This is a genomic window from Sinomonas halotolerans, assembly GCF_039615075.1.
Lineage (GTDB): Bacteria > Actinomycetota > Actinomycetes > Actinomycetales > Micrococcaceae > Sinomonas > Sinomonas halotolerans.
Genome location: NZ_JBDFRB010000002.1, coordinates 293,523 through 313,479, shown reverse-complemented (window position 1 = coordinate 313,479; position 19,957 = coordinate 293,523). Strand labels below are relative to the sequence as shown.

Genomic DNA, 19,957 nt, shown 5'->3' with positions numbered 1-19,957 from the left:
CAGCCGACGCCTGTGAGCCAGAACCGCTTCCTCCCGGCCCTGCCCCTCCCGACAACCGCGGCGCACATGAGCCTCACGCGTCAGCGCCGCCCCGTCCGCAGCAGGACGCAGGTCTGCCCTCCCCCGAAGCGCTCGCGGCGGACCTGCAGACCGAGACCGCGGACCGGCTGGTGGAAGAGCTCACGCTGCTCGAGTCGGAGGAGGCAGCGCTCGCTGCACGGCGCGCGCTCACGCTGCAGGCTCTGGCCGGCGCGCTGGGCGGGTGGAGTGAGGATCGGTTCGAGCGGGCGGAAGCACCTGCCGTAGCGGCGTCGGAGGTAGCGGCCGCGCTGCGCATCCCCCAGCGCCGCGCGACGGCGATGGTCGCCGAGGCGCTCACCCTCACGGACCCCGTGTGGTTCGGCGTGCTGGGGGCGCTCGCTGCGGGTCGCCTCACGCGCCAGCGTGCCCTCTCGATCGTCGACGCCGGCATCCCGGTCCCGGGTCCCGGCACCGGGAGTTCGCAGAGGCCGCCCTGGCGATGGCCGTGCCGGACGACCCCGACTGCGTGCCGAGCCAGGGCGCCCTGACCCGGCGTCTGCGGCGGCTCGCCGAGAAGTATGCGGCGGAACCTCTCGAGGCCAGGCACGCCAAGGCGGTCACGGAACGCCGAGTGGACCTCGAGCCTGCCGGGGATGGGATGTGCTGGCTCACGGCCTACCTCCCCCTCGAGGTGGGCGCCCGCGTGGACACCCAGCTCGAGTCCCTCGCACGTTCGCTCCAAGCCCCTGACGAGGACCGCACCATCAATCAGCTCCGCGCAGACGTCCTCGCCGACCTGCTGGCGGGCCCAGAAGGCCCTGAGGCGTGGGGCCGCCGCCCGTCCGGCGGGGTACGGACAGAGCTGGTCGTCACGGTCCCGGTCGCGACACTCGCGGATGACGGCCACGCACCCGGCGAAGTGATCGGCTACGGGCCGATCGGACCGGACGTGGCCCGGCGTCTGGCGGGCGAGGCCACGAGCTGGTCGAACCTCTGGGTCGACTCCGGATCCGGCGCGCCGCTCGCGGTCGGCCGTCGCCGCTACGCGCCGACGCTCGCCCAGCGCAGGTTCCTCGGCGCCCGGGACGCCACCTGCCGCTTCCCAGGCTGCGACAAGGCCGCCGCCGCCGCGGAGGCCGACCACACCCGGGAGTGGTCCCAGGGCGGCAGCACCGACGTCGGCAACCTTGCGCTCCTCTGCCGCCAGCACCACCGGCTCAAGACCCTCGGCCATTGGAAGGTGCGGCAGGCATCAGCGGCACACGCGCCAGCAAGCCAGACGCCGACCAGCCAGATTCCGGCGGCACCGGACCCTGACCCGCCTCCGGGGACGCTCGAATGGACGTCACCCGCAGGACGTCGCTACGTGACGTATCCGGAAGGAGAATCACCGCCGCCCTTCTAGGGAGGACAGCTCGCGGGCCCAGCGAGCGAGAGCACGGCGCCATACGAGTCGGCGAGGGCGGCAGCGGCTGCGTCGAGCTCCTCGGATGTGACGGTCGCGGGCAGGGTGAAGCGCACGGCAGTCTGGGCCACCTCGGGAGCCAGGCCGAGCGCGGTGAGGACGTGGGAGGGCTCGCTCGAGCCGGCCGCGCAGGCCGAGCCGGACGAGCAGACGACCCCCCTGCGTTCGAGCTCGAGGAGCACTGATTCGCCGCTCACCCGCGGGAAGCAGAAGGAAGCGCTGCCGGGGAGCCGTTGCGTTGGGTGCCCCGTGAGGAGCGCGTCAGGGACGAGGGCGAGCACCCGGAAGACGAACCTGTCGCGGAGCTCCCCGACGCGTGCGGCGGCGGCGGCACGCTCGGCCTCGGCAAGCCGCAAGGCGGTCGCGAAGGCCACAGCCCCGGCCACGTTCTCGGTGCCGGAACGGAGGCCGCGCTCCTGGCCGCCGCCGTCGACGACGGGCTCCACCGTGACGCGTCCGGCCACGTAGAGCGCGCCGACGCCCTTCGGCGCGCCGAGCTTGTGGCCGGACAGCGAGAGCGCGTCGGCCCCGAGGGCGCGGACGTCGAGGGGCAGCCACCCGGCCGCCTGGACGGCGTCGGTGTGGAAGAGGACTCCGGCCGCCCGGGCCGCCCCGGCGAGCTCCGCGACCGGCTGCACGGTCCCGACCTCGTTGTTCGCGTACATGACGGAGGCCACCGCGGTGTCCGGACCGAGTACCCCGGCGAGCGCAGCCGGTTCCACGGCGCCGTGGCCGTCCACGGGCACGACGTCGACGGCGAACCCGTGCAGGCGCGCAAGGCTCCGCGCGGACTCCAGGACCGCAGGATGCTCGACGGCGCTCACCGCCACGCGCGTGCGGCCCGGGTCCGCCGCACGACGGGCGAGGGCGATGCCCTTCACCGCAAGGTTGTCGGCCTCGGTCCCGCCGGAGGTGAACACCACCTCGGAGGGCCGGCACCCGAGGATCCCGGCCACCTCGGCCCGAGCGCCCTCGAGGCCGTCCCGGGCCCGCGCGCCCAGCTCGTGGTGGCTCGAGGCGTTCCCGAACTCGCCCGTGAGCCAGGGCCACATCGCCTCGAGGACTTCGCGGCGCACGGGGGTCGTGGCGGCGGCGTCGAGGTAGATCACGGTGTCACCTGGGTGGGACGAGGACGAGGCTGCGCGCCCGCCCCGGCGTCCAGCGTCACGTCCAGCCCGAGGTCGAGGTTGACCACGGAATGGGTCAGCGCGCCGACCGAGATGACGTCCACGCCGGTCGCGGCGATCTCCGCCACGGTCGCGAGGATCACACCGCCACTGGCCTCGACCGTCGCGCGGCCCGCCACGAGCGCGACCCCCTCGCGCAGCTGGGCGGGGGTGAAGTTGTCGAGCATGATTGTGTCCACGCCGGCGGCGAGCACGGGCTCGATCTGCGCGATCCGGTCCACCTCCACTTCGAAGCAGGTCGTGTGCCCGAGTCGCTCCTTCGCCGCACGCAGGACGCCAGTGAGCTTCGAATCGTCCCCGCCCGTGAGGACAGCGAGGTGGTTGTCCTTGGCCATGACGGCGTCGGACAGGCTGAAGCGGTGGTTGCGGCCCCCGCCGCAGCGAACGGCGTAGCGCTCGAGCTCGCGCAGGCCGGGGGTGGTCTTCCGCGTGTCCACGATGCGGGCGCGCGTCCCGGCCGTGAGCGCCACGTACTGCGCCGTGAGGGCGGCGATGGCGCTCATCCGCTGGACGAGGTTGAGCACCACGCGCTCGGCCGTGAGGAGGGCGCGCGCGCCGCACGTGATCCGCGCGAGGACGGCGCCGGCGTCGAACGCCTCCCCCTCGGCGACGAGCAGGTCCACGGAGGCATCGGCGTCGTGCATCAGGAATCCGGCCTCCACGACGGGGCCGCCCGCGAACACGCCGGGGACGCGGGCGCGCAGCTCGGCCGTGGCGCGCGCCCCCGCGGGGATGAGGAGTAGCGAGGTCAGGTCGCCGCTCGGCGCGTCCTCCGCGTAGGCCGTCTCGAGCACCCGGCGCACCGCGGCCGGCGGGAGCGGGATGGGCGCAGTCGCAAGCGGGATGGGCGCAGGCTGAACTGGGGCGGGTGCGGGTGCAGGGGTGGGTGCCGAGGCGGGCCCGGTGTGGGCGGGCCCGGTCTGGGCGGGCCCGGTGTGGGCGGGCCCGGTGTGGGCTGGCCCGGTCTGGGCGGGCCCGGTGTGGGCGGGCCCGGTGTGGGCGGGCCCGGTGTGGGCGGGGGTCGCTGTGGTCATGTCAGGCGGTCCTTGCTGCCAGGGCGGGTTGGCGGACGACGTCGATCCGGGCTTCCCCGCCCGGCCCGCCGAAGCGGCGCTCGGGGAAGTCGAGGCGGCAGTGGGCCCCGAGGGACTCCTCGCGGGCGGCGGCCGCAGCGGCGACGAGGCGTCCGACGGTCAGGAGGCTGCGGGTCTCGGGGTCGTCGGAGTGCCAGCCGCGCAGGGTCCCTGCGAGCCTGGCGAGGCCGGCCGCGTCCCGGAGCACGCCGGCGTCCGATTCCATGGCCGCGGCCAGGAGCGCGTGCCCTTCGCGCCCCGACAGGGACGCGGGCGCGGGGCCGGGCTCGGCCGCGACGGCGAGGACGTCGGCCGCGAGGGCGTCGGCCGCGGGGGCGTCGGCCGCGGCGAGCCCGACGCTGAAGGCCTCAGGGGCGTGGACTCCCGGGGCCGGCCGGAGGGGACCGCGACCCCCAGCGGTGCCCCACTCGCCAGCACCCCACGCCTCATCGCGGCGGCTATGGCCGAGGAAGCGGTCCACCGCGCGGGCGGCGAAGACGGCAGCCTCGAGGAGGGAATTGGACGCGAGCCGGTTGGCGCCGTGGACGCCCGTGCAGGCGGCCTCTCCCGCGGCGTACAGGCCGGGGATGCTTGTCGCGCCGTCGAGGTCGGTCGCCACGCCGCCCATCCAGTAGTGGGCCGCGGGGGCGATCGGCAGGAGGTCCCGGCGCCAGTCGAAGCCCGCGGCGCGGGTCATCGCGTCAAGGCCCGGGAAGCGGCGGGACAGGTAGCCGGCCCCGTGCTCGAGCTCGAGGGCCGTCGCGTCGAGGAAGGCCGGCCCGTGCCCGGAGCGCGCGTGCAGGGCGAGGGCGCGGGAGACCGCATCCCGGGGGGCGAGCTCCCCGAGCGGGTGGTAGTCGGAGACGAACCTGCGCCCGCTTCCGTCCCGGATCACCGCACCGGCGCCCCGCACCGCCTCGGAGACGAGCAGGGAACGGGGCCGTCCGTCGGCGTCCGTGGTCTCGAGGGCTGTGGGGTGGAACTGGTAGAACTCGAGGTCGCGCAGCAAGGCCCCTGCCCGGAAGGCGAGCGCGACGCCGTCGCCCGTCGCGACCGCCGGGTTCGTGGTGCGGGCGTAGAGCCGGCCGGCGCCGCCCGTGGCGAGGAGGACGGCGTCGGCGTCGAGGCGGGCTGGCGCCGGCCGCGCAGGGACGGCGTGCGGGGAGGCCGGGGCGCCCCCGGCGCCGTGGTCGGCCTGCACGTACTCGAGCCCGGCCACGCGGCCGGCGTCCAGGATGAGCTCCGTGGCGAGTGCGCCCTCGACGACGCGCACGCGCCCGGCGGCCTCGAGCGCACGCACGGCGGCGACGAGGGCGCGGGTGATCCCCGCCCCGGAGGCGTCCCCGCCCACGTGGAGGATGCGCGGGAAGCTGTGCGCGGCCTCGAGGCCGAGGGCGAGGCGGCCGTCCACGCCCCGGTCGAACACCACGCCATGGCCGGTGAGGGCGTCCACGGTGCGCGCTGCCTGCCCGCACATGGCCTCGGCGGCCGCGCGCGATCCGTGCCCCGCGCCCGCGGCGAGCGTGTCCGCGATGTGGTGTGCCACGGCGTCGCCCGGCGCCCGGCGGCCCTCCGGCAGCACCGCCGCGATGCCGCCCTGGGCGAGCATGCTGTTGCTCTCCTCGAGGCGGCCCTTGGTGAGGAGGACGACGTCTGCCGGCGCGCCCCCGGATGCCGCGGCCGGTGACGCAGCCCGGATCGCCGCGACGAGGCCGGCGACGCCGCTGCCGACGACGACAAGGCGCCGGGCGGAGGCTCGGCCCAGGGCGCCCGTCACGGCCGCGCCGCCAGCATCCGCTCGAGGGCCACGCGGGCCGTGCCGGCAACCTCGGCGGGAACCTCGATGCGGTTGCGCACCTCGCCCTCGACGAGGCCCTCGAGGACCCACGCGAGGTAGCCGGGGTGGATCCGGTACATGGTCGAGCACGGGCAGATCACCGGATCGAGGCAGAAGATCGTGTGCTGCGGGTACTCGGCCGCGAGGCGGTTGACGAGGTTGATCTCGGTGCCGATCGCGAAGGCCGTGGGCTCGGCCGCTGCGGCGATGGCCTTGCGGATGTAGTCGGTCGAGCCGTACTCGTCCGCAGCGTCCACGACCTCCATGGGGCACTCGGGGTGCACGATGACGCGCACGCCCGGGTACTCGGCGCGGGCCTTCTCGACCTGGGCGACGGTGAAGCGCTTGTGCACCGAGCAGAAGCCGTGCCAGAGGATGACGCGCGCGTCCGTCAGGGTCTGCGGGTCCGTCCCTCCCCACGGCTTGCGGGGGCTCCACATCGGCATCTGCGTCAGCGGCACGCCCATGGCCTTGGCCGTGTTGCGGCCGAGGTGCTGGTCGGGGAAGAACAGGACGCGCTGCGCGCGCTCGAAGGCCCACTCGAGAACGGTCGCGGCGTTCGAGGACGTGCACACGATCCCGCCACGCTCGCCGCAGAAGCCCTTGAGCGCGGCCGAGGAGTTCATGTACGTCACGGGGATGACCGGGACGCGGCCATCCTCGTCCGGCTCGGTGCCGAAGAGCTCCTCGAGCTGGGCCCAGCAGGCCTCGACGGAATCGATGTCCGCCATGTCCGCCATCGAGCAGCCGGCCGCGAGGTTGGGCAGGATCACGGCCTGGTCGTCGCGGGAGAGGATGTCCGCGGTCTCGGCCATGAAGTGCACGCCGCAGAACACGATGGCTTCGGCATCCGGGCGGGTGAGGGCCGCGTTGGCGAGCTGGAAGGAGTCGCCCACGAAGTCGGCGTGCTCGACGACCTCGTCGCGCTGGTAGAAGTGCCCGAGGACGACGACGCGGTCCCCCAGCGTGGACTTGGCCGCGCGGATCCGCTCGTGCAGCTCCGCCTCGGGCGCATCGCGGTACTCCTTCGGGAGCTGGCCCTGGCGCGGAGTCGAGGCCGGGGCGATGTCGGCGACTGAGGCCCCGGGGCCGTAGGCGGGCATTCCGCGGAGCGCCTCGGCGGCGTCGAACTCCCAAGGGCCCTTCGCGAGGTCCGTGCCGCAGGTGCTGCCGGTGGACGCGCCGGAGGTCCCTGCGGGGCGGCGCTCCGCCTCGGCCCGGGTGATGAGGCTGATGCTGGTGGCGACCGAGGTCATGCTGTGCTCCTGGGGTGGGTGCTGACGGGGGGAAGGCGGGAACGGAGAGGAACGGCTGGGAACGGAGAGGGACGGGGAGGAACGACTGGGAATCAGAGGCTGCGGGGGCCCGTGTACCGGTAGAGGCGCGGGGGCCGGTGGCGGCCGCCCTCGAGGTAGTGGTCCGTGGCCTCGAGGTGGGGGGTGCCCTTGAGCTGGCGGCGGAAGTTGGCCGGGTCCAGGCTGCGGCCCAGGACGGCCTCGTGGACCTCGCGCAGCTGGGCCAGTGTGAACATCTCCCCGAGGAGGTGGTAGGCGACCTGGGCGTACTCGATCTTGCTGCGCAGGCGCCAGAGCGCGTAGTCCACGATCTCGCGGTGGTCGAAGGCGAGCGTTCCGGGACCGCCGTGGGCAGGGTCGGCCGGGTGCCACGCCACGTTCTCCTGCTCGCCGGCGAGCCCGGTCTGGCCAGCGAGCGCGGTCTCATCGGCACGGACGAGTGCCCAGTACACGATGGACACGACCCGCTGCGCGCCCACCTCGTCCCGGTGGGCGCGGCGCAGGCCGCCGAACGCGTAGAGCTGCTCGATGTAGGCGGGGGCGAGGCCGGTGGTCTCGGCGAGGTTGCGGCGGGCCGCGTCCTCGAGCGACTCGGCCGCGGTGAGTGGTCCGCCGGGGAGCGCCCATTGGCCCCGGAAAGGCTCGCGGACACGGCGCACAAGCGGCATCCAGAGCGTGGGGCAGCCCTCATGGCCGGGCCTGAGCGCGAAGATGACGGTGGAGATGGCGAGCGAGGGCGGCAGCTGGGCCCGCTCGGCCACGTTCGCCACGCCGCGGGAGAGTGCGGACGGCACGCCGCGCGCCCCGGGGACAGCGCGTGCCCCGGGCACAGCGGGAAGACCGGGGAGCACCACGGGGCCTCACCTCCTCGCCGACGGCATTGGGCCAGTTGATGTCAGGTCGGGACAGTTAATGTCACATTGACAAGAACTCATGATACGCGCTGTCGCGAATCTGCGGCAATGTGACCTCAGCGCCGGCTTCGGGGGTCAGTCCCCGGCGGCGGCCTCGAGCAGAGGAAGCGTGCGGCCCTCGAAGTGGGTGTTGAGGACGATCACCGAAGACGAGCGGACCACGGCCTTGGTGGCCGTGACGGCGTCGAGCACCCTCTGCAGGTCCGCATTGGACCGAGCCGCGACACGGGCCATGAGGTCGCTGTCCCCCGAGACGGTGTGGACCTCGAGCACCTCGGGGATGCGCGCAAGGGCCTCTGCGACAACGTCGTGGCCGAAGTCCTGGTGGATGGTGAGCGAGCAGTAGGCGACGACGGGAAAGCCGAAGGCCCGCGGCTCCGGCTGCGGCGCCCAGCGCCCGATGACGCCGCTCGAGAGCATGCGGTCGAGTCGCGCCTGCACGGTGGCGCGTGCCACCTTGAGCAGGCGCGAGGCCTCGAGGACGGACATGCGCTGCTCCTCCGTGAACAGCCTGACAATCCTCGCGTCCAGCCGATCGACCTTCATCCGCGCACCCCTTTCCCCGGCGACCCCGAGAGCCGCCCGCAGCCGTGGCGCACGTCACCTGCACCCGTGATGGAGATGCTACAGATTGGCGAGCGCCTCCGCCTAAACTGCGCACAATGCCCAGCCACTCCAGCTGGACACCGCCCTGACTGCTCACAATGCCTAGCCTCGTGATGCCCACCACACATGACTTGACGAAAGGCTGTATCGTCGGGGAGTCCTCGGGCTCGAGGCGCACACACCGCGCCCGGCCCCACGCATATCCGAAAGACGGAAATGACAGCTATGCACACTGACGGGCCCACGACAGCGACGTCGCCGGCACGGACGTCCGCCACGCAGCCGAAGGCGACCGCGGGGCTCGGGCACTCGATGTCACCACGCCAGCTCACCATGATGGGCCTCGGCAGCGCGATCGGCGCAGGGCTCTTCCTCGGCTCCGGAGCGGGGATCCAGGCCGCTGGCCCCGCCATCCTCGCCTCCTACCTCGTCGCGGGCACGCTCATCATCATCGTGATGTGGGCCCTCGGCGAGATGGCCGCTGCGAACCCGAACAGCGGCGCGTTCTCCGTGTACACCGGCAAGGCCCTCGGCGGCGTGGCAGGCGCCACCGTCGGGTGGCTCTGGTGGCTCCAGCTCGTCGTGGTGATCGCAGCCGAGGCCCTCGGAGCCGCCGGACTCCTCGCCACCCTCGTCCCTGACCTGCCGGTCTGGCTCGCAGCGCTCGTCTTCATGGGCGTCTTCACCGCCATCAACCTGACCGGCGTGAAGAACTTCGGAGAGTTCGAGTTCTGGTTCGCGCTCCTCAAGGTCGCCGCGATCATCGCGTTCCTCATCATCGGCGCCGCGCTGCTGTTCGGCTGGCTCCCGGGCGTGGCATCGCCCGGCCTCGCAACGTTCGGCGACTTCGCCCCTCAGGGCATGGCTGGCGTGGCCACGGGCCTCTTCGTGGTCGTCTTCGCCTTCGGCGGCACCGAGATCGTCTCCGTCGCGGCCGCCGAGACCCGCGACCCGGAGCGCAGCGTCGCGCGGGCCGTGCGCACCGTGGTGTGGCGCATCCTCGTGTTCTACATCGGTTCGATCTTCGTCATCGCAGCAGTCCTCCCGCACACGTCCGAGGGCCTCAAGAGCCCGTTCGCCGCGGTCCTCGAAGCCGCCGGGATGCCCGGGGCCGGCGCCGCGATCACGCTTGTCGCCGTCATCGCCCTGCTCTCAGCGCTCAACGCGAACCTGTACGGCGCCTCGCGCATGATCTTCTCGCTCGCCGAGCGCAACGAGGCGCCCCGCGCCCTCAAGACGCTCACGGGGTCCAAGGTCCCCTCGATCGCCGTCATCGCCTCGGTGGCCTTCGGGTTCGCAGCCACGGTGCTGGAGCTCCTCTTCCCGGAGAAGATCCTCCCGATGCTCCTGAACTTCGTGGGCTCGACCTGCCTGGTGGTGTGGGGATCCGCGCTCGTGTCCCAGCTCGTGCTGCGCCGCCGCGCCGACGCCGAGGGGACCGAGCTCCCGCTTCGGATGGCCGGCTTCCCGTGGATCACCTCCTTCGGGATCGTGCTCCTCGGCGCGATCTTCGCCGTCGGGCTCTCCGGCGCGGAGAGCCGCGCCCAGATCCTGAGCACCTTCGGGCTCGTCGCCGCCATCGCGGCCGGCGCGTGGATGCGACGCCGGGCGGTTGCCGCAAAGGCCTGACCGGCGCCCCAGGACACGACAGGCAGCGCCCCGGCCCCGCTCCCCCCGCCTGGGGGGACCGGCGCCGGGGCGCTCTGCATCCCCGCGCCATGCCTCGCGCGGGGAGGTCCCGGCTGGGGCTGCTCGGAACGCGGGTCTCGGGCGCACTGGACAGGATGTACCGTGACTCAGCCCACAATCTGCCTCGGTGTGACAAATTGTCCACTCGAAACTGAGTACCTTGAACAGCCTGTCACCCGGTCCTACGGTCGAGGGATGCAGACTCTGACATCACTCGGGCGTGCGGGCACCGCTGGGTCCCCTGCTCGGCCCGTTCCCGAACTGCCGGCAGCGCAGCCGGTCGCGGACGCCGAACTGCGCGAGATGTACCGGCTCATGGTTGCCGTCCGCACGCTCGACGAGGCCGCGATCGCGTGGCAGCGCCAGGGCATCCTGCCGGCCTACGCGCCGCAGCTCGGACAGGAGGCCGCGCAGGTGGGCTCGGCGTTCGGCGTGGACCGCGAGCGCGACTTCCTCTTCCCCACCTACCGGGAGCTGGGCGTGGCCCAGACCATCGGCGTGGACATGGTCGAGTACATGTCGACCCACCTGGCCACCTGGCACGGCGGGCTGTGGGATGCGGCCAAGCACCGGTTCGCTCCCATCCAGGCCGTGGTGGCAGGCTCAGTGCTGCACGCTGTCGGCTGGGCCCACGGCCAGCGGCTCCGGGCAGGCCAGACGGGTGCAGTCCCCGGACAGGCCCCCGAGGGCGGCCTCGGGGTTGCCATCGCGTACCTCGGCGATGGCGCCTCGAGCCAGGGCGATGTCCACGAGGCCATGAACTTCGCGGCCGTCTACGCCGCGCCGGTCGTCTTCTTCGTGCAGAACAACGGCTGGGCCATCTCGGTCCCCACCGAGCGCCAGGTGGCCGGCGGCAGCGTGGCCGCCCGCGGTGCCGGGTACGGCATGCCCGCGATGCGCGTCGACGGGAACGACGCCGTCGCCGTCGTGCGTGCCATGCGCCAGGCGCTCGAGCACGCGCGCGCCGGCCGCGGCCCCGTGATCGTCGAGGCCATGACCTACCGCCGCGGGCCGCACTCCACTGCGGACGATCCGGGCCGCTACCGCACGCTCGACGACGAGCGCGAGGATGCGGGCGCCGACCCGATCGAGCGCCTCCGCGAGGCGCTCGTGGGGACCGGCGCCGCGGACGATGCCTTCTTCGCGGCCTGCCGCACCGAGGCCGCCGACGCCGCTGAGACCGTCCGGGCCGGGCTTCTGGCCCTGGGACCCCGCCCCGGCGCGGAGATGTTCGACCTCACCTTCGCCGAGCCCACCGACGAGCTCGCGCGACAGAAGACCACCTGGCGAGAGGAGTCCGAGCATGCCTGAGGTGCTCTCCACCACTGGGCAGACCGGCGCCACTGGGCAGACCGGCCCCGCAACGGCTGCCGCGCGTGAGCTGTCGCTGCAGCAGGCGCTCAACCTGGCCCTGTCCGAGCTGCTCGCCGAGGACCCGGACGTGCTCGCGTTCGGCGAGGACGTGGGCACGCTCGGCGGCGTCTTCCGCGTCACGAACGGCCTCGCGGCGGCCCACGGCGACGACCGGGTGTTCGACACGCCACTGGCAGAGTCGGGGATCCTCGGCATGTCGATCGGCCTCGCGATGGCCGGCTTCCGCCCGGTCCCCGAGGTCCAGTTCGATGGGTTCGCCTACCCGGCCATGAACCAGATCGTCACGCAGCTCGGCCGGATGCACTACCGCTCGCGCGGCACCCTCAGGATGCCCGTGACGCTGCGCGTGCCGAGCTTCGGCGGCATCCGCGCCCCCGAGCACCACGGCGAGAGCCTCGAGTCCGTGTTCGCGCACGTGCCCGGCCTCAAGGTGGTGTGCCCGGCGGACCCGCAGCAGGGCTACACGCTGCTCAAGGCCGCCGTCCGCTCCGACGACCCGGTGATCTTCATGGAGCCCAAGTCCCGCTACTGGCAGAAGGGCACTGTGATCACGGAGGCGCACGGTGCAAGGGCGCAGGGGGCAGGGGCGCCCGCTCGCACCAGCGCGCACGACGGCGGGGCGTCGCCGGACGCGGGCAAGGCCAGCGGGGCGCGCGTCGCCCGCGAGGGCAGGCACCTCACTCTTGTCGCGTGGGGCGCCATGGTGGCCCGCTGCCTCCAGGTCGCAGAGCTGGCGGCCGAGGACGGGATCGACGTGGAGGTCGTGGACCTGCGCTGGCTCAAGCCGATCGACACCGAGACGCTCGCGGCGTCGGTCGCGAAGACGCGCCGCGCCGTCGTCGTCCACGAGGCGCCGCTCACGGCGGGCCTCGGCGCGGAGGTCGCACAGCGGATCACGCAGGCGTGCTTCGGAATGCTCCGGGCGCCCGTTGAGCGGGTCACCGGGTTCGACGTACCGTATCCCTCAGGCGACCTGGAAGACGAGTACATCCCGAACATCGACCGCATCCTCTTCGGCATCCAGCGAGTATTGGAGTACAAGCGTGGCTGAGATCCCCTTCCCCCTCCCCGATCTCGGCGAGGGCCTCATCGAGGCCACCGTCCTCGAGTGGCTCGTCTCCGAAGGCGACCACGTGGAGCGCAACCAGCCGCTCGTCGAGGTCGAGACGACGAAGTCCGCGCTCGAGCTGCCCTCGCCCCAGGCGGGAACGGTCAAGAAGGTCTACGGCGCCCCGGGCGAGGTCATCAAGGTCGGCGAGCCCCTCATCGTCTTCGAGGTCGCGGATGACACCGCCGGGATCGTCGGCACCGTCCCCGCAGAGTCGGCGCCCAAGCGCCGGGTCCGGCTGAGCGCGAACCTGGACGAGGACTGATGGCCGTGGCCGGGCGTCACGCGGGATCGAGCGCGCACACTGTCGAGGGCACGGACCCCGGGCTCAACGTGGTCATCGCGGAGCCCGAGGAGCCTGTGGCGCTCCCGCCGGTCCTGCTCGTGCACGGGTTCGCCTCCTCCGTGGAGCTCAACTGGCGCCAGAGCGGCTGGATCCAGGCCCTGACCGCGGCCGGCCGGCGCGTGGTCGCGGTGGACCTGCCCGGCCACGGGGGCAGCACAGCCCCGGAGGACGTGGACTCGTACACGCCGAGCAGGATCCGGGCTGACCTCCTGCAGATCGCGTCCGACGCCGGCGCCCGGCCGATCGCGGAGGGCCACCCCGAGAGCGGCCTGGACGTCATCGGCTACTCCCTCGGTTCCCGCCTCGCGTGGGAGTTCGCCGCCACGCAGCCAGCGCTCGTGCGGCGGCTCGTGCTCGGCGGCCCGAGCAGCAGCGACCCGCTCGCAGAGTTCGACCTCGCGGCCGCGCAGCGGTTCCTCGCGGACGGCAGCCCGATCGCGGACGAGTCAACGGCGCGGCTCGTCGCGATGGCGCAGGCCTCGCCGGGCTCGGACATGTACGCACTCCTGGCCCTCGTCGAGGCGGTCAAGGAGGAGCCGTTCGTCCCGGCCGAGGCCGTGCCGCACCAGCCGGTGCTCATCGTCACGGGCGAGAAGGACGAGCGCCTCCACACCCTCGAGGCGCTCGAGGAACTGCTCGGCAGTTCCGAGGTCGTGGTCCTCCCCGGCCGCAACCACGTCAACGCCGTCACGGCGAGGGCGTTCAAGCACGCGGCGATCGAGTTCCTGGCCGGCTGAAACGGAACACACCCGTTTCGTTTCGGGTACGGATGTCGTCGCCGAATGCGCGTTCCGGGTACACCGAGGTGCCGCAACTGTGCACCCGAAGCCCCTTTCCGCGTCGAGATCCGTACCCGAAATGCCTTCCCGTTAGCCGCGGCCGTTGCAGCGGATCTCGAGGCACCCCTCCTCGTCGAGCCAGTGTGCCTCCGTGCCCAGGGCGGCGGAGCGCTGCTGCATGCGCCGCGCGATCGCCGGGGCCTCCGCGCCCGCCCTGCGCGCCTGGAAGTCCACGATCTCCGTGGGGACCAGGCGCAGGAGGGCGGGCGCGCCGTCGTGCACGTCGAGCAGGAAGAGGAACGACTGGTCGTTGCGCTCCGTGGGGTCCACGGCGTAGTCGTCGATGAAGTCGCCGGCGCTGTAGACGATCGGCCTGCCCCGGTACACCTCCACGCCCCGGAAGATGTGGGCGGAGTGGCCGAACACGGCGTCTGCCCCGGCGTCGACGAGCGCATGGGCGAGGGCCACGTGGTCCGGCGGCACCGCCCTGCCCCAGTTGGGCCCCCAGTGCGCCGAGACCAGGAGGAAGCCGACGCCGGCCCGGACACGGCGCACGAGGTCGACGAGGCCGCGGGTGCGGGGGTCGGACGGATCGGTGGGCACGTGGAAGACCCCGGGCGATGCGGGGCCGGCCGCCCACCCGGGCTCGTTGTCGGTGAAGGCCAGCACGCCCACCTCGGTGCCCCCGGCATGCACGACGGCGGGCTCCCGGGCCGCCGCGGAATCCCTGCCGGCCCCGGCGTGCAGGATGCCGTGGGTGTCGAGGAGCGGGAGCATGCCGGCGAAGGCGTCGAGGCCGTAGTCGAGGGTGTGGTTGTTGGCGAGCGAGACGACCGTGACGCCCGCCGCCTCGAGGCACGCGACGTTCGCGCTGTCGGAGCGGAAATGGAAGGTCTTGCCCGGCCACGGGCTGCCCCCGTCCGCGAGGACGCACTCGAGGTTCGCAAAGCGCACGTCCGTCCCGGCGAGGACCGGAAGGAGATCGCCCCACACGTACGCCGGGCCCTCGCGGCGCAGCCGCTCGTTGACGAGGCGGCCGAGCATCACGTCCCCCATCAGGCCGATCCTCATGAGCGCCTCCTGGCTGAGCAGGTTCTGTCACCTCCCGTGCCACCTCCATGGTGCGCGCCACCCTGCCCCTTGAGCCACGGCCGGACGTCGTATACGATTTTCGTATACGATCCGCGACTCGAAGGAGAGGCCTCCGTGGAGCACCTCGCGCAGGAACACCTGGACGCCGCAGGCAAGGTCATCGCCGTCCACCTCAACTACCCCAGCCGCGCCGCCCAGCGGGGCCGCACCCCCGCTGTACCGTCCTACTTCCTCAAGCCCGCCACGTCGCTCGCGCTCCACGGCGCCGAGCTCGGACGCCCGAACGGCGTGGAGCTGGTCACCGTGGAGGGCGAGGTCGCCCTCGTGATCGGCGCCAGGACGCGCAACGTGTCCCCTGAGGACGCCTGGGCCCACGTGGGCGCGGTCACCGCGGCGAACGACGCCGGGCTCGCGGACCTCCGCTGGCCGGACAAGGGCTCCAACCTCCGCTCGAAGGGCGTGGACGGGATCGCCCCGATCGGGCCGGTGCTCCTGCCCGCGCAGGAGCTCGACCCGCACGCGCTGCGCGTGCGCATGTGGATCAACGGCGAGCCCGCCCAGGAGGACTCGACCTCCACCCTCCTCTTCCCCTTCGCCCAGCTCGTGGCGGACCTCTCCCGCCTCATGACGCTCGAACCCGGGGACATCATCCTCACGGGCACCCCGGCGGGCGCCACGGTGGCCCGCCCGGGCGACCTCGTCGAGGTGGAGGTCGACGGCGCCACGCTCGACGGCGGGCACCTCACCACCGGGCGCCTCAGCAACCGCGTGGTCGACTCCGGCCTCGAGCTCGCCCCCTACGGTGCCCTCCCCCGCCTCACCGACGCCGACCGGATCGACGCGTGGGGCTCTCCCGAGGCGGCGGGGATCCAGCCGGGAGCGGAGGCACGCGACGGCGCGAGACCCGGCGAAGGCGCGGCCACGCCGTCGTCCGAGGACACGCGGCCGGCGAGCGCTCTCACCCCGGAGCTCACGGAGAAGCTCCGGAGCGTGGGCACCGCTACCCTGAGCGTCCAGCTGCGCCGGCGCGGCATGCAGAACTGCCACATCGAGGGGCTCATCCCCACCAAGCCCGGCGTCAAGGCCGTCGGCACGGCCCGCACGCTGCGCTACATCCCGGCGCGCGAGGACCTCTTCAAGGAATTCGGGGGCGGCTACAACGCGCAGAAGCGCGCGGTCGACTCCCTGCGGCCGGGCGACATCCTCGTCATGGACGCGCGCGGCGAGAAGGGGTCCGGCACGCTCGGGGACGTCCTCGCCCTCCGCGCGCAGGTGCTCGGCGCGGCGGCGGTCATCACCGACGGCGGGATCCGCGACTTCGGACCGGTCTCGGGCATGGACATCCCCGCGTGGGGTGCCACGGCCCACCCGGCGGTCCTCGGGCGCAGGCACGTGCCGTGGGCGGTCGACGAGACGGTGGCGTGCGGCGGCGCCGCGGTGGTCCCGGGCGATGTGATCGTGGCAGACGAGGACGGGATCGTCGTCATCCCGGCGGCGCTCGCCGAGGAGGTCGCGGACGACGCCGTCGCCCAGGAGCGCGAGGAGGCCTGGGTCGCGGAGCGGGTCGCCGAGGGGCACGCCGTGGACGGCCTCTTCCCGATGAACCGGGAGTGGCGGGCCCGGTACGAGCGCGAGCAGGACAGGACCCGGCAATGACGGCCGCCCCGGCAGCCGGTGCTCCGGCCAGTCCGGGTTCCAGTACCGCGAGCAAGTCCGAGCAGGCCTACGAGTGGCTGCACGAGCAGATCGTCAGCGGGGACCTCGCACCGGGGGCGCGCCTCGTCCTGTCCCAGGTGGCCGAGAAGCTCGACGTCTCGGTGGTGCCGGTGCGCGAGGCCGTGCGGCGGCTCGAGGCCGAGGGGCTCGTGACGTTCGAGAAGAACGTGGGGGCCACCGTGGCTGGGATCGACCCGACCGAGTACCTGTTCACGATGCAGACGCTCAGCCTCGTCGAGGGCGCGGCCACCGCCCTCTCCGCGCCCTCCGTCACGGCCGAGGACATCGCCGCGGCCCGCGCCGTGAACGAGCGGATGCGGGCGTTCCTCGACCCTGACCCGCTGCACTTCGACCCCGTGGGGTTCACCGCGCTCAACCGCGAGTTCCACTCCGTGCTGTTCGAGCGCTGCCCGAACCCGCACATCCTGGAACTCGTCCACCGCGGCTGGAACCGCCTCAAGGCCCTGCGGGGCTCCACCTTCAGCTACGTCCCGGAGCGCGCCGCCCAGTCGATCGAGGAGCACGAGCAGCTCCTGGACCTGATCGAACGCGGCGCCCCCACCTCCGAGGTCGAGCTCGTCGCCCGGCGCCACCGGTCCGCCACGCTCGACGCCTACCTCGCCCACACCGGCGAGAATCCGGGCTTCCCGACCCTCTAGCCACCACCGTCGGCATCATCGCAGCCGACCGATGCCCTGACCACCATCCTGACCACCACCGCTGCGCAGAGGAGCGAACCCATGGCCAAGCACTTCGTCCCGGAGAACCTTCCGACCCATCTCCAGCACTACATCGGCGGGAAGTTCGTCGACTCGATCGGCGGCGAGACCTTCGAGGTCCTCGACCCGGTCACCAACACCCCGTACGCGACCGCCGCCTCGGGCCAGAAGGCCGACATCGACGCCGCGGTCGCCGCCGCCCGCGAGGCGTTCGTCAACGGACCATGGCCCCGCATGAAGGCCCGCGAGCGCGCGAAGGTCCTCTACGCGATCGCCGACGCCGTCGTCGCGCAGGAGGACCGCCTCGCCGAGATGGAGACCTTCGACACGGGCCTGCCCATCACCCAGGCCCGCGGCCAGGCCCAGCGCGCGGCTGAGAACTTCCGCTTCTTCGCGGACCTCATCGTCGCGCAGCACGACACGGCCCTCAAGGTGCCCGGCTCGCAGCTGAACTACGTCAACCGCAAGCCGATCGGCGTCGCGGGCCTCATCACGCCGTGGAACACGCCGTTCATGCTCGAGTCCTGGAAGCTCGCCCCCTCGATCGCCTCCGGCTGCACCGTGGTGCTCAAGCCGGCCGAGTTCACGCCCCTCTCGGCTTCCCTGTGGGCGCAGATCTTCAAGGACGCCGGCCTCCCGGACGGCGTGTTCAACCTCGTCAACGGCTTCGGCGAGTCCGCGGGCGACGCGCTCGTGAAGCACCCGGACGTCCCCCTCATCTCCTTCACGGGCGAGTCCTCGACGGGCCAGACGATCTTCCGCAACTGCGCCGAGCACCTCAAGGGCATGTCGATGGAGCTCGGCGGCAAGTCCCCCGCCGTCGTCTTCGCCGACGCCGACCTCGACGCCGCGATCGACTCGACCCTCTTCGGCGTCTTCTCCCTCAACGGCGAGCGCTGCACCGCCGGTTCGCGGATCCTCGTCGAGCGGAGCATCTACGACGAGTTCACCGAGCGCTACGCCGCGCGCGCCAAGAACATCGTGGTCGGGGACCCGCACGACCCGAAGACCCAGGTCGGCGCCCTCGTGCACCCCGAGCACTACGCGAAGGTCATGGGCTACGTCGAGATCGGCAAGGAGGAGGGCCGCCTCCTCGCGGGCGGCGGCCGCCCGGAGAACCTGCCCGAGGGCCAGGAGAACGGCTCCTATGTCGCCCCGACGGTGTTCGCTGGCGTCAAGCCGGACGCCCGGATCTTCCAGGAGGAGATCTTCGGCCCGGTCGTTGCCATCACCCCGTTCGACTCGGACGAGGAGGCGCTCTCCCTGGCCAACAATACGAAGTACGGCCTCGCCGCCTACATCTGGACCAACGACCTCAAGCGCGCCCACAACTTCGCACAGTCGGTCGAGGCCGGCATGGTCTGGCTCAACTCGCACAACGTCCGCGACCTGCGCTCGCCGTTCGGCGGAGTGAAGGCCTCGGGCCTCGGCCACGAGGGCGGCTACCGCTCGATCGACTTCTACACCGACCAGCAGGCCGTGCACATCACCCTCGGCGATGTCCACACCCCCAAGTTCGGCGCCGCCCCGGTGGCCGCCGACGTCGTCGCAGCCTCCTCCACCAACGACCAGTAGACCGTCCACCCATCTCCCATCTCGAGGAAGAGATCCCGATGAGCGCCAACGCCCAGCTCCCCCACCCGTCCGTCCCCACCCCGTCCGTCCCAGCCCCGGACATCGTCCGCTGCGCCTACCTCGACCTCGTCGTCACGGACTTGGAGAAGTCCCGCGACTTCTACGTGGGCCTGCTCGGCCTGCACGTGACCTATGAGGACGACGAGGCGATCTACCTGCGCTCCTTCGAGGAGTTCATCCACCACAACCTCGTGCTGCGCAAGGGCCCGGTCGCCGCGGCCGCCGCGTTCGCGTTCCGCGTGCGCACCCCCGAGGACGTCGACAGGGCGGAGGCCTACTTCCAGGAGCTCGGCTGCCGCACGGAGCGCCGCAGGGACGGCTTCGTCCGCGGCATCGGCGACTCGGTGCGCGTCGAGGACCCGCTGGGCTTCCCGTACGAGTTCTTCTACGACGTCGAGCACGTCGAGCGCCTGCACATGCGCTACGACCTCTACTCCGCCGGCGAGCTCGTGCGCCTCGACCACTTCAACCAGGTCACCCCGGACGTCCCGCGCGGCCGCGCCTACCTCGAGGGCCTCGGCTTCCGGGTCTCCGAGGACATCAAGGACTCCGAGGGCACCACCTACGCGGCGTGGCTGCACCGCAAGAGCACGGTCCACGACACGGCCCTGACCGGAGGCGACGGCCCCCGCCTGCACCACATCGCCTTCTCCACGCACGAGAAGCACAACATCATCCAGATCTGCGACAAGATGGGCGCCCTGCGCATGTCCGACCGGATCGAGCGCGGCCCCGGCCGCCATGGCGTCTCGAACGCCTTCTACCTCTACATCCTCGACCCGGACGGCCACCGCGTGGAGATCTACACGCAGGACTACTACACCGGCGACCCGGACAACCCCACGATCACGTGGGACGTCCACGACAACCAGCGGCGCGACTGGTGGGGCAACCCGGTCGTGCCGAGCTGGTACACCGAGGCCTCGCTCGTCCTCGACCTCGACGGCAACCCGCAGGAGGTCCTCAAGCGCGAGGACAAGTCCGAGATGGCCGTGACCATCGGCGCCGACGGCTTCTCCTACACCCGCGCCGGGGACGAGTCCGGCTCGTACCACGGCGAGGCGTCCAAGGGCTTCAAGCTCGGAAGCCAGGTCTAGCCCC

General features: G+C 72.6%; 18 protein-coding genes. 11 read left to right on the top strand and 7 right to left on the bottom strand.

Annotated features, from left to right (window positions below):
• Nucleotides 1–170 precede the first annotated feature (170 nt).
• Complete coding sequence (locus ABCQ75_RS03875; protein WP_345883193.1) at nt 171–569, top strand: hypothetical protein; 399 nt, start codon at nt 171–173, stop codon at nt 567–569.
• Complete coding sequence (locus ABCQ75_RS03870; protein ID WP_345883192.1) at nt 527–1,426, top strand: HNH endonuclease signature motif containing protein; 900 nt, start codon at nt 527–529, stop codon at nt 1,424–1,426. Before ABCQ75_RS03875 ends, ABCQ75_RS03870 begins: the two co-directional genes overlap by 43 nt.
• Here the strand turns inward: ABCQ75_RS03870 and ABCQ75_RS03865 are convergent.
• The 6 genes from ABCQ75_RS03865 to ABCQ75_RS03840 form a co-directional block, all read right to left on the bottom strand.
• On the bottom strand, nt 1,423–2,595 hold the full coding sequence (locus ABCQ75_RS03865) for a cysteine desulfurase family protein (RefSeq protein WP_345883191.1): 1,173 nt from the start codon (nt 2,593–2,595) through the stop codon (nt 1,423–1,425). The two genes, ABCQ75_RS03870 and ABCQ75_RS03865, sit on opposite strands and share 4 nt — an antisense overlap.
• The gene (gene nadC / locus ABCQ75_RS03860) at nt 2,592–3,707 is read right to left on the bottom strand and encodes a carboxylating nicotinate-nucleotide diphosphorylase (RefSeq protein WP_345883190.1); all 1,116 of its coding nucleotides are present in this window, start codon (nt 3,705–3,707) and stop codon (nt 2,592–2,594) included. The genes ABCQ75_RS03865 and nadC overlap by 4 nt, the downstream gene beginning before the upstream one ends.
• A 1-nt stretch (nt 3,708) precedes the next feature.
• Nucleotides 3,709–5,523: an L-aspartate oxidase gene (locus ABCQ75_RS03855; RefSeq protein ID WP_345883189.1), complete on the bottom strand. Its 1,815-nt coding sequence runs from the start codon at nt 5,521–5,523 to the stop codon at nt 3,709–3,711.
• Nucleotides 5,520–6,839, bottom strand: coding sequence for a quinolinate synthase NadA (gene nadA, locus ABCQ75_RS03850; protein WP_345883188.1), 1,320 nt, complete (start codon nt 6,837–6,839; stop codon nt 5,520–5,522). Before nadA ends, ABCQ75_RS03855 begins: the two co-directional genes overlap by 4 nt.
• 92 nt (nt 6,840–6,931) lie before the next feature.
• Nucleotides 6,932–7,672: an NUDIX hydrolase gene (locus ABCQ75_RS03845; protein ID WP_345883242.1), complete on the bottom strand. Its 741-nt coding sequence runs from the start codon at nt 7,670–7,672 to the stop codon at nt 6,932–6,934.
• Between the two features lie 195 nt (nt 7,673–7,867).
• Nucleotides 7,868–8,338 carry an Lrp/AsnC family transcriptional regulator gene (locus ABCQ75_RS03840; RefSeq protein WP_345883187.1) on the bottom strand — a complete coding sequence of 157 codons (471 nt, stop codon included), beginning with the start codon at nt 8,336–8,338 and terminating at the stop codon, nt 7,868–7,870.
• Between the two features lie 372 nt (nt 8,339–8,710).
• Between ABCQ75_RS03840 and ABCQ75_RS03835 the strand changes: the two genes are divergently transcribed.
• From ABCQ75_RS03835 to ABCQ75_RS03815, 5 genes are all read left to right on the top strand, one after another.
• Nucleotides 8,711–10,027: an amino acid permease gene (locus ABCQ75_RS03835; protein WP_345883241.1), complete on the top strand. Its 1,317-nt coding sequence runs from the start codon at nt 8,711–8,713 to the stop codon at nt 10,025–10,027.
• Between the two features lie 255 nt (nt 10,028–10,282).
• Entirely contained in the window at nt 10,283–11,398 is a 1,116-nt protein-coding gene (locus ABCQ75_RS03830) for a thiamine pyrophosphate-dependent enzyme (protein ID WP_427916027.1), read from the top strand.
• Nucleotides 11,391–12,512: an alpha-ketoacid dehydrogenase subunit beta gene (locus ABCQ75_RS03825; RefSeq protein ID WP_345883186.1), complete on the top strand. Its 1,122-nt coding sequence runs from the start codon at nt 11,391–11,393 to the stop codon at nt 12,510–12,512. Before ABCQ75_RS03830 ends, ABCQ75_RS03825 begins: the two co-directional genes overlap by 8 nt.
• Nucleotides 12,505–12,834 (top strand): biotin/lipoyl-containing protein, encoded by a 330-nt coding sequence (locus ABCQ75_RS03820; protein WP_345883185.1) that lies wholly within the window; start codon nt 12,505–12,507, stop codon nt 12,832–12,834. The genes ABCQ75_RS03825 and ABCQ75_RS03820 overlap by 8 nt, the downstream gene beginning before the upstream one ends.
• A gap of 5 nt (nt 12,835–12,839) precedes the next feature.
• On the top strand, nt 12,840–13,652 hold the full coding sequence (locus ABCQ75_RS03815; RefSeq protein WP_345883184.1) for an alpha/beta fold hydrolase: 813 nt from the start codon (nt 12,840–12,842) through the stop codon (nt 13,650–13,652).
• Between the two features lie 132 nt (nt 13,653–13,784).
• Here the strand turns inward: ABCQ75_RS03815 and ABCQ75_RS03810 are convergent, their stop codons facing one another.
• Nucleotides 13,785–14,765, bottom strand: coding sequence for a CapA family protein (locus tag ABCQ75_RS03810; protein ID WP_345883183.1), 981 nt, complete (start codon nt 14,763–14,765; stop codon nt 13,785–13,787).
• Between the two features lie 135 nt (nt 14,766–14,900).
• On the opposite strand from ABCQ75_RS03810, the gene ABCQ75_RS03805 reads away from it, so the two are divergent.
• The 4 genes from ABCQ75_RS03805 to hpaD all read left to right on the top strand — a co-directional run bounded on the left by ABCQ75_RS03805 (nt 14,901) and on the right by hpaD (nt 19,953).
• Entirely contained in the window at nt 14,901–16,442 is a 1,542-nt protein-coding gene (locus tag ABCQ75_RS03805) for a fumarylacetoacetate hydrolase family protein (RefSeq protein ID WP_345883182.1), read from the top strand.
• Nucleotides 16,439–17,161, top strand: coding sequence for a GntR family transcriptional regulator (locus tag ABCQ75_RS03800; RefSeq protein ID WP_345883181.1), 723 nt, complete (start codon nt 16,439–16,441; stop codon nt 17,159–17,161). The genes ABCQ75_RS03805 and ABCQ75_RS03800 overlap by 4 nt, the downstream gene beginning before the upstream one ends.
• A gap of 81 nt (nt 17,162–17,242) precedes the next feature.
• Nucleotides 17,243–18,796, top strand: a complete 1,554-nt coding sequence (gene hpaE / locus ABCQ75_RS03795) for a 5-carboxymethyl-2-hydroxymuconate semialdehyde dehydrogenase (protein ID WP_345883180.1) — start codon at nt 17,243–17,245, stop codon at nt 18,794–18,796.
• A 38-nt stretch (nt 18,797–18,834) separates the two neighbouring features.
• Nucleotides 18,835–19,953 (top strand): 3,4-dihydroxyphenylacetate 2,3-dioxygenase, encoded by a 1,119-nt coding sequence (hpaD, locus tag ABCQ75_RS03790; RefSeq protein WP_345883179.1) that lies wholly within the window; start codon nt 18,835–18,837, stop codon nt 19,951–19,953.
• Nucleotides 19,954–19,957 lie beyond the last annotated feature (4 nt).

Bases quoted from the DNA above. Each gene is read 5' to 3' on its own strand.
- ABCQ75_RS03800 (WP_345883181.1), top strand. From the start codon at position 16,439: ATGACGGCCGCCCCGGCAGCCGGTGCTCCGGCCAGTCCGGGTTCCAGT.
- nadA (WP_345883188.1), bottom strand. From the start codon at position 6,839: ATGACCTCGGTCGCCACCAGCATCAGCCTCATCACCCGGGCCGAGGCG.
- hpaE (WP_345883180.1), top strand. From the start codon at position 17,243: ATGGCCAAGCACTTCGTCCCGGAGAACCTTCCGACCCATCTCCAGCAC.
- ABCQ75_RS03835 (WP_345883241.1), top strand. From the start codon at position 8,711: ATGTCACCACGCCAGCTCACCATGATGGGCCTCGGCAGCGCGATCGGC.
- ABCQ75_RS03840 (WP_345883187.1), bottom strand. From the start codon at position 8,338: ATGAAGGTCGATCGGCTGGACGCGAGGATTGTCAGGCTGTTCACGGAG.
- ABCQ75_RS03825 (WP_345883186.1), top strand. From the start codon at position 11,391: ATGCCTGAGGTGCTCTCCACCACTGGGCAGACCGGCGCCACTGGGCAG.
- hpaD (WP_345883179.1), top strand. From the start codon at position 18,835: ATGAGCGCCAACGCCCAGCTCCCCCACCCGTCCGTCCCCACCCCGTCC.
- ABCQ75_RS03810 (WP_345883183.1), bottom strand. From the start codon at position 14,765: ATGAGGATCGGCCTGATGGGGGACGTGATGCTCGGCCGCCTCGTCAAC.
- ABCQ75_RS03830 (WP_427916027.1), top strand. From the start codon at position 10,283: ATGCAGACTCTGACATCACTCGGGCGTGCGGGCACCGCTGGGTCCCCT.
- nadC (WP_345883190.1), bottom strand. From the start codon at position 3,707: ATGACCACAGCGACCCCCGCCCACACCGGGCCCGCCCACACCGGGCCC.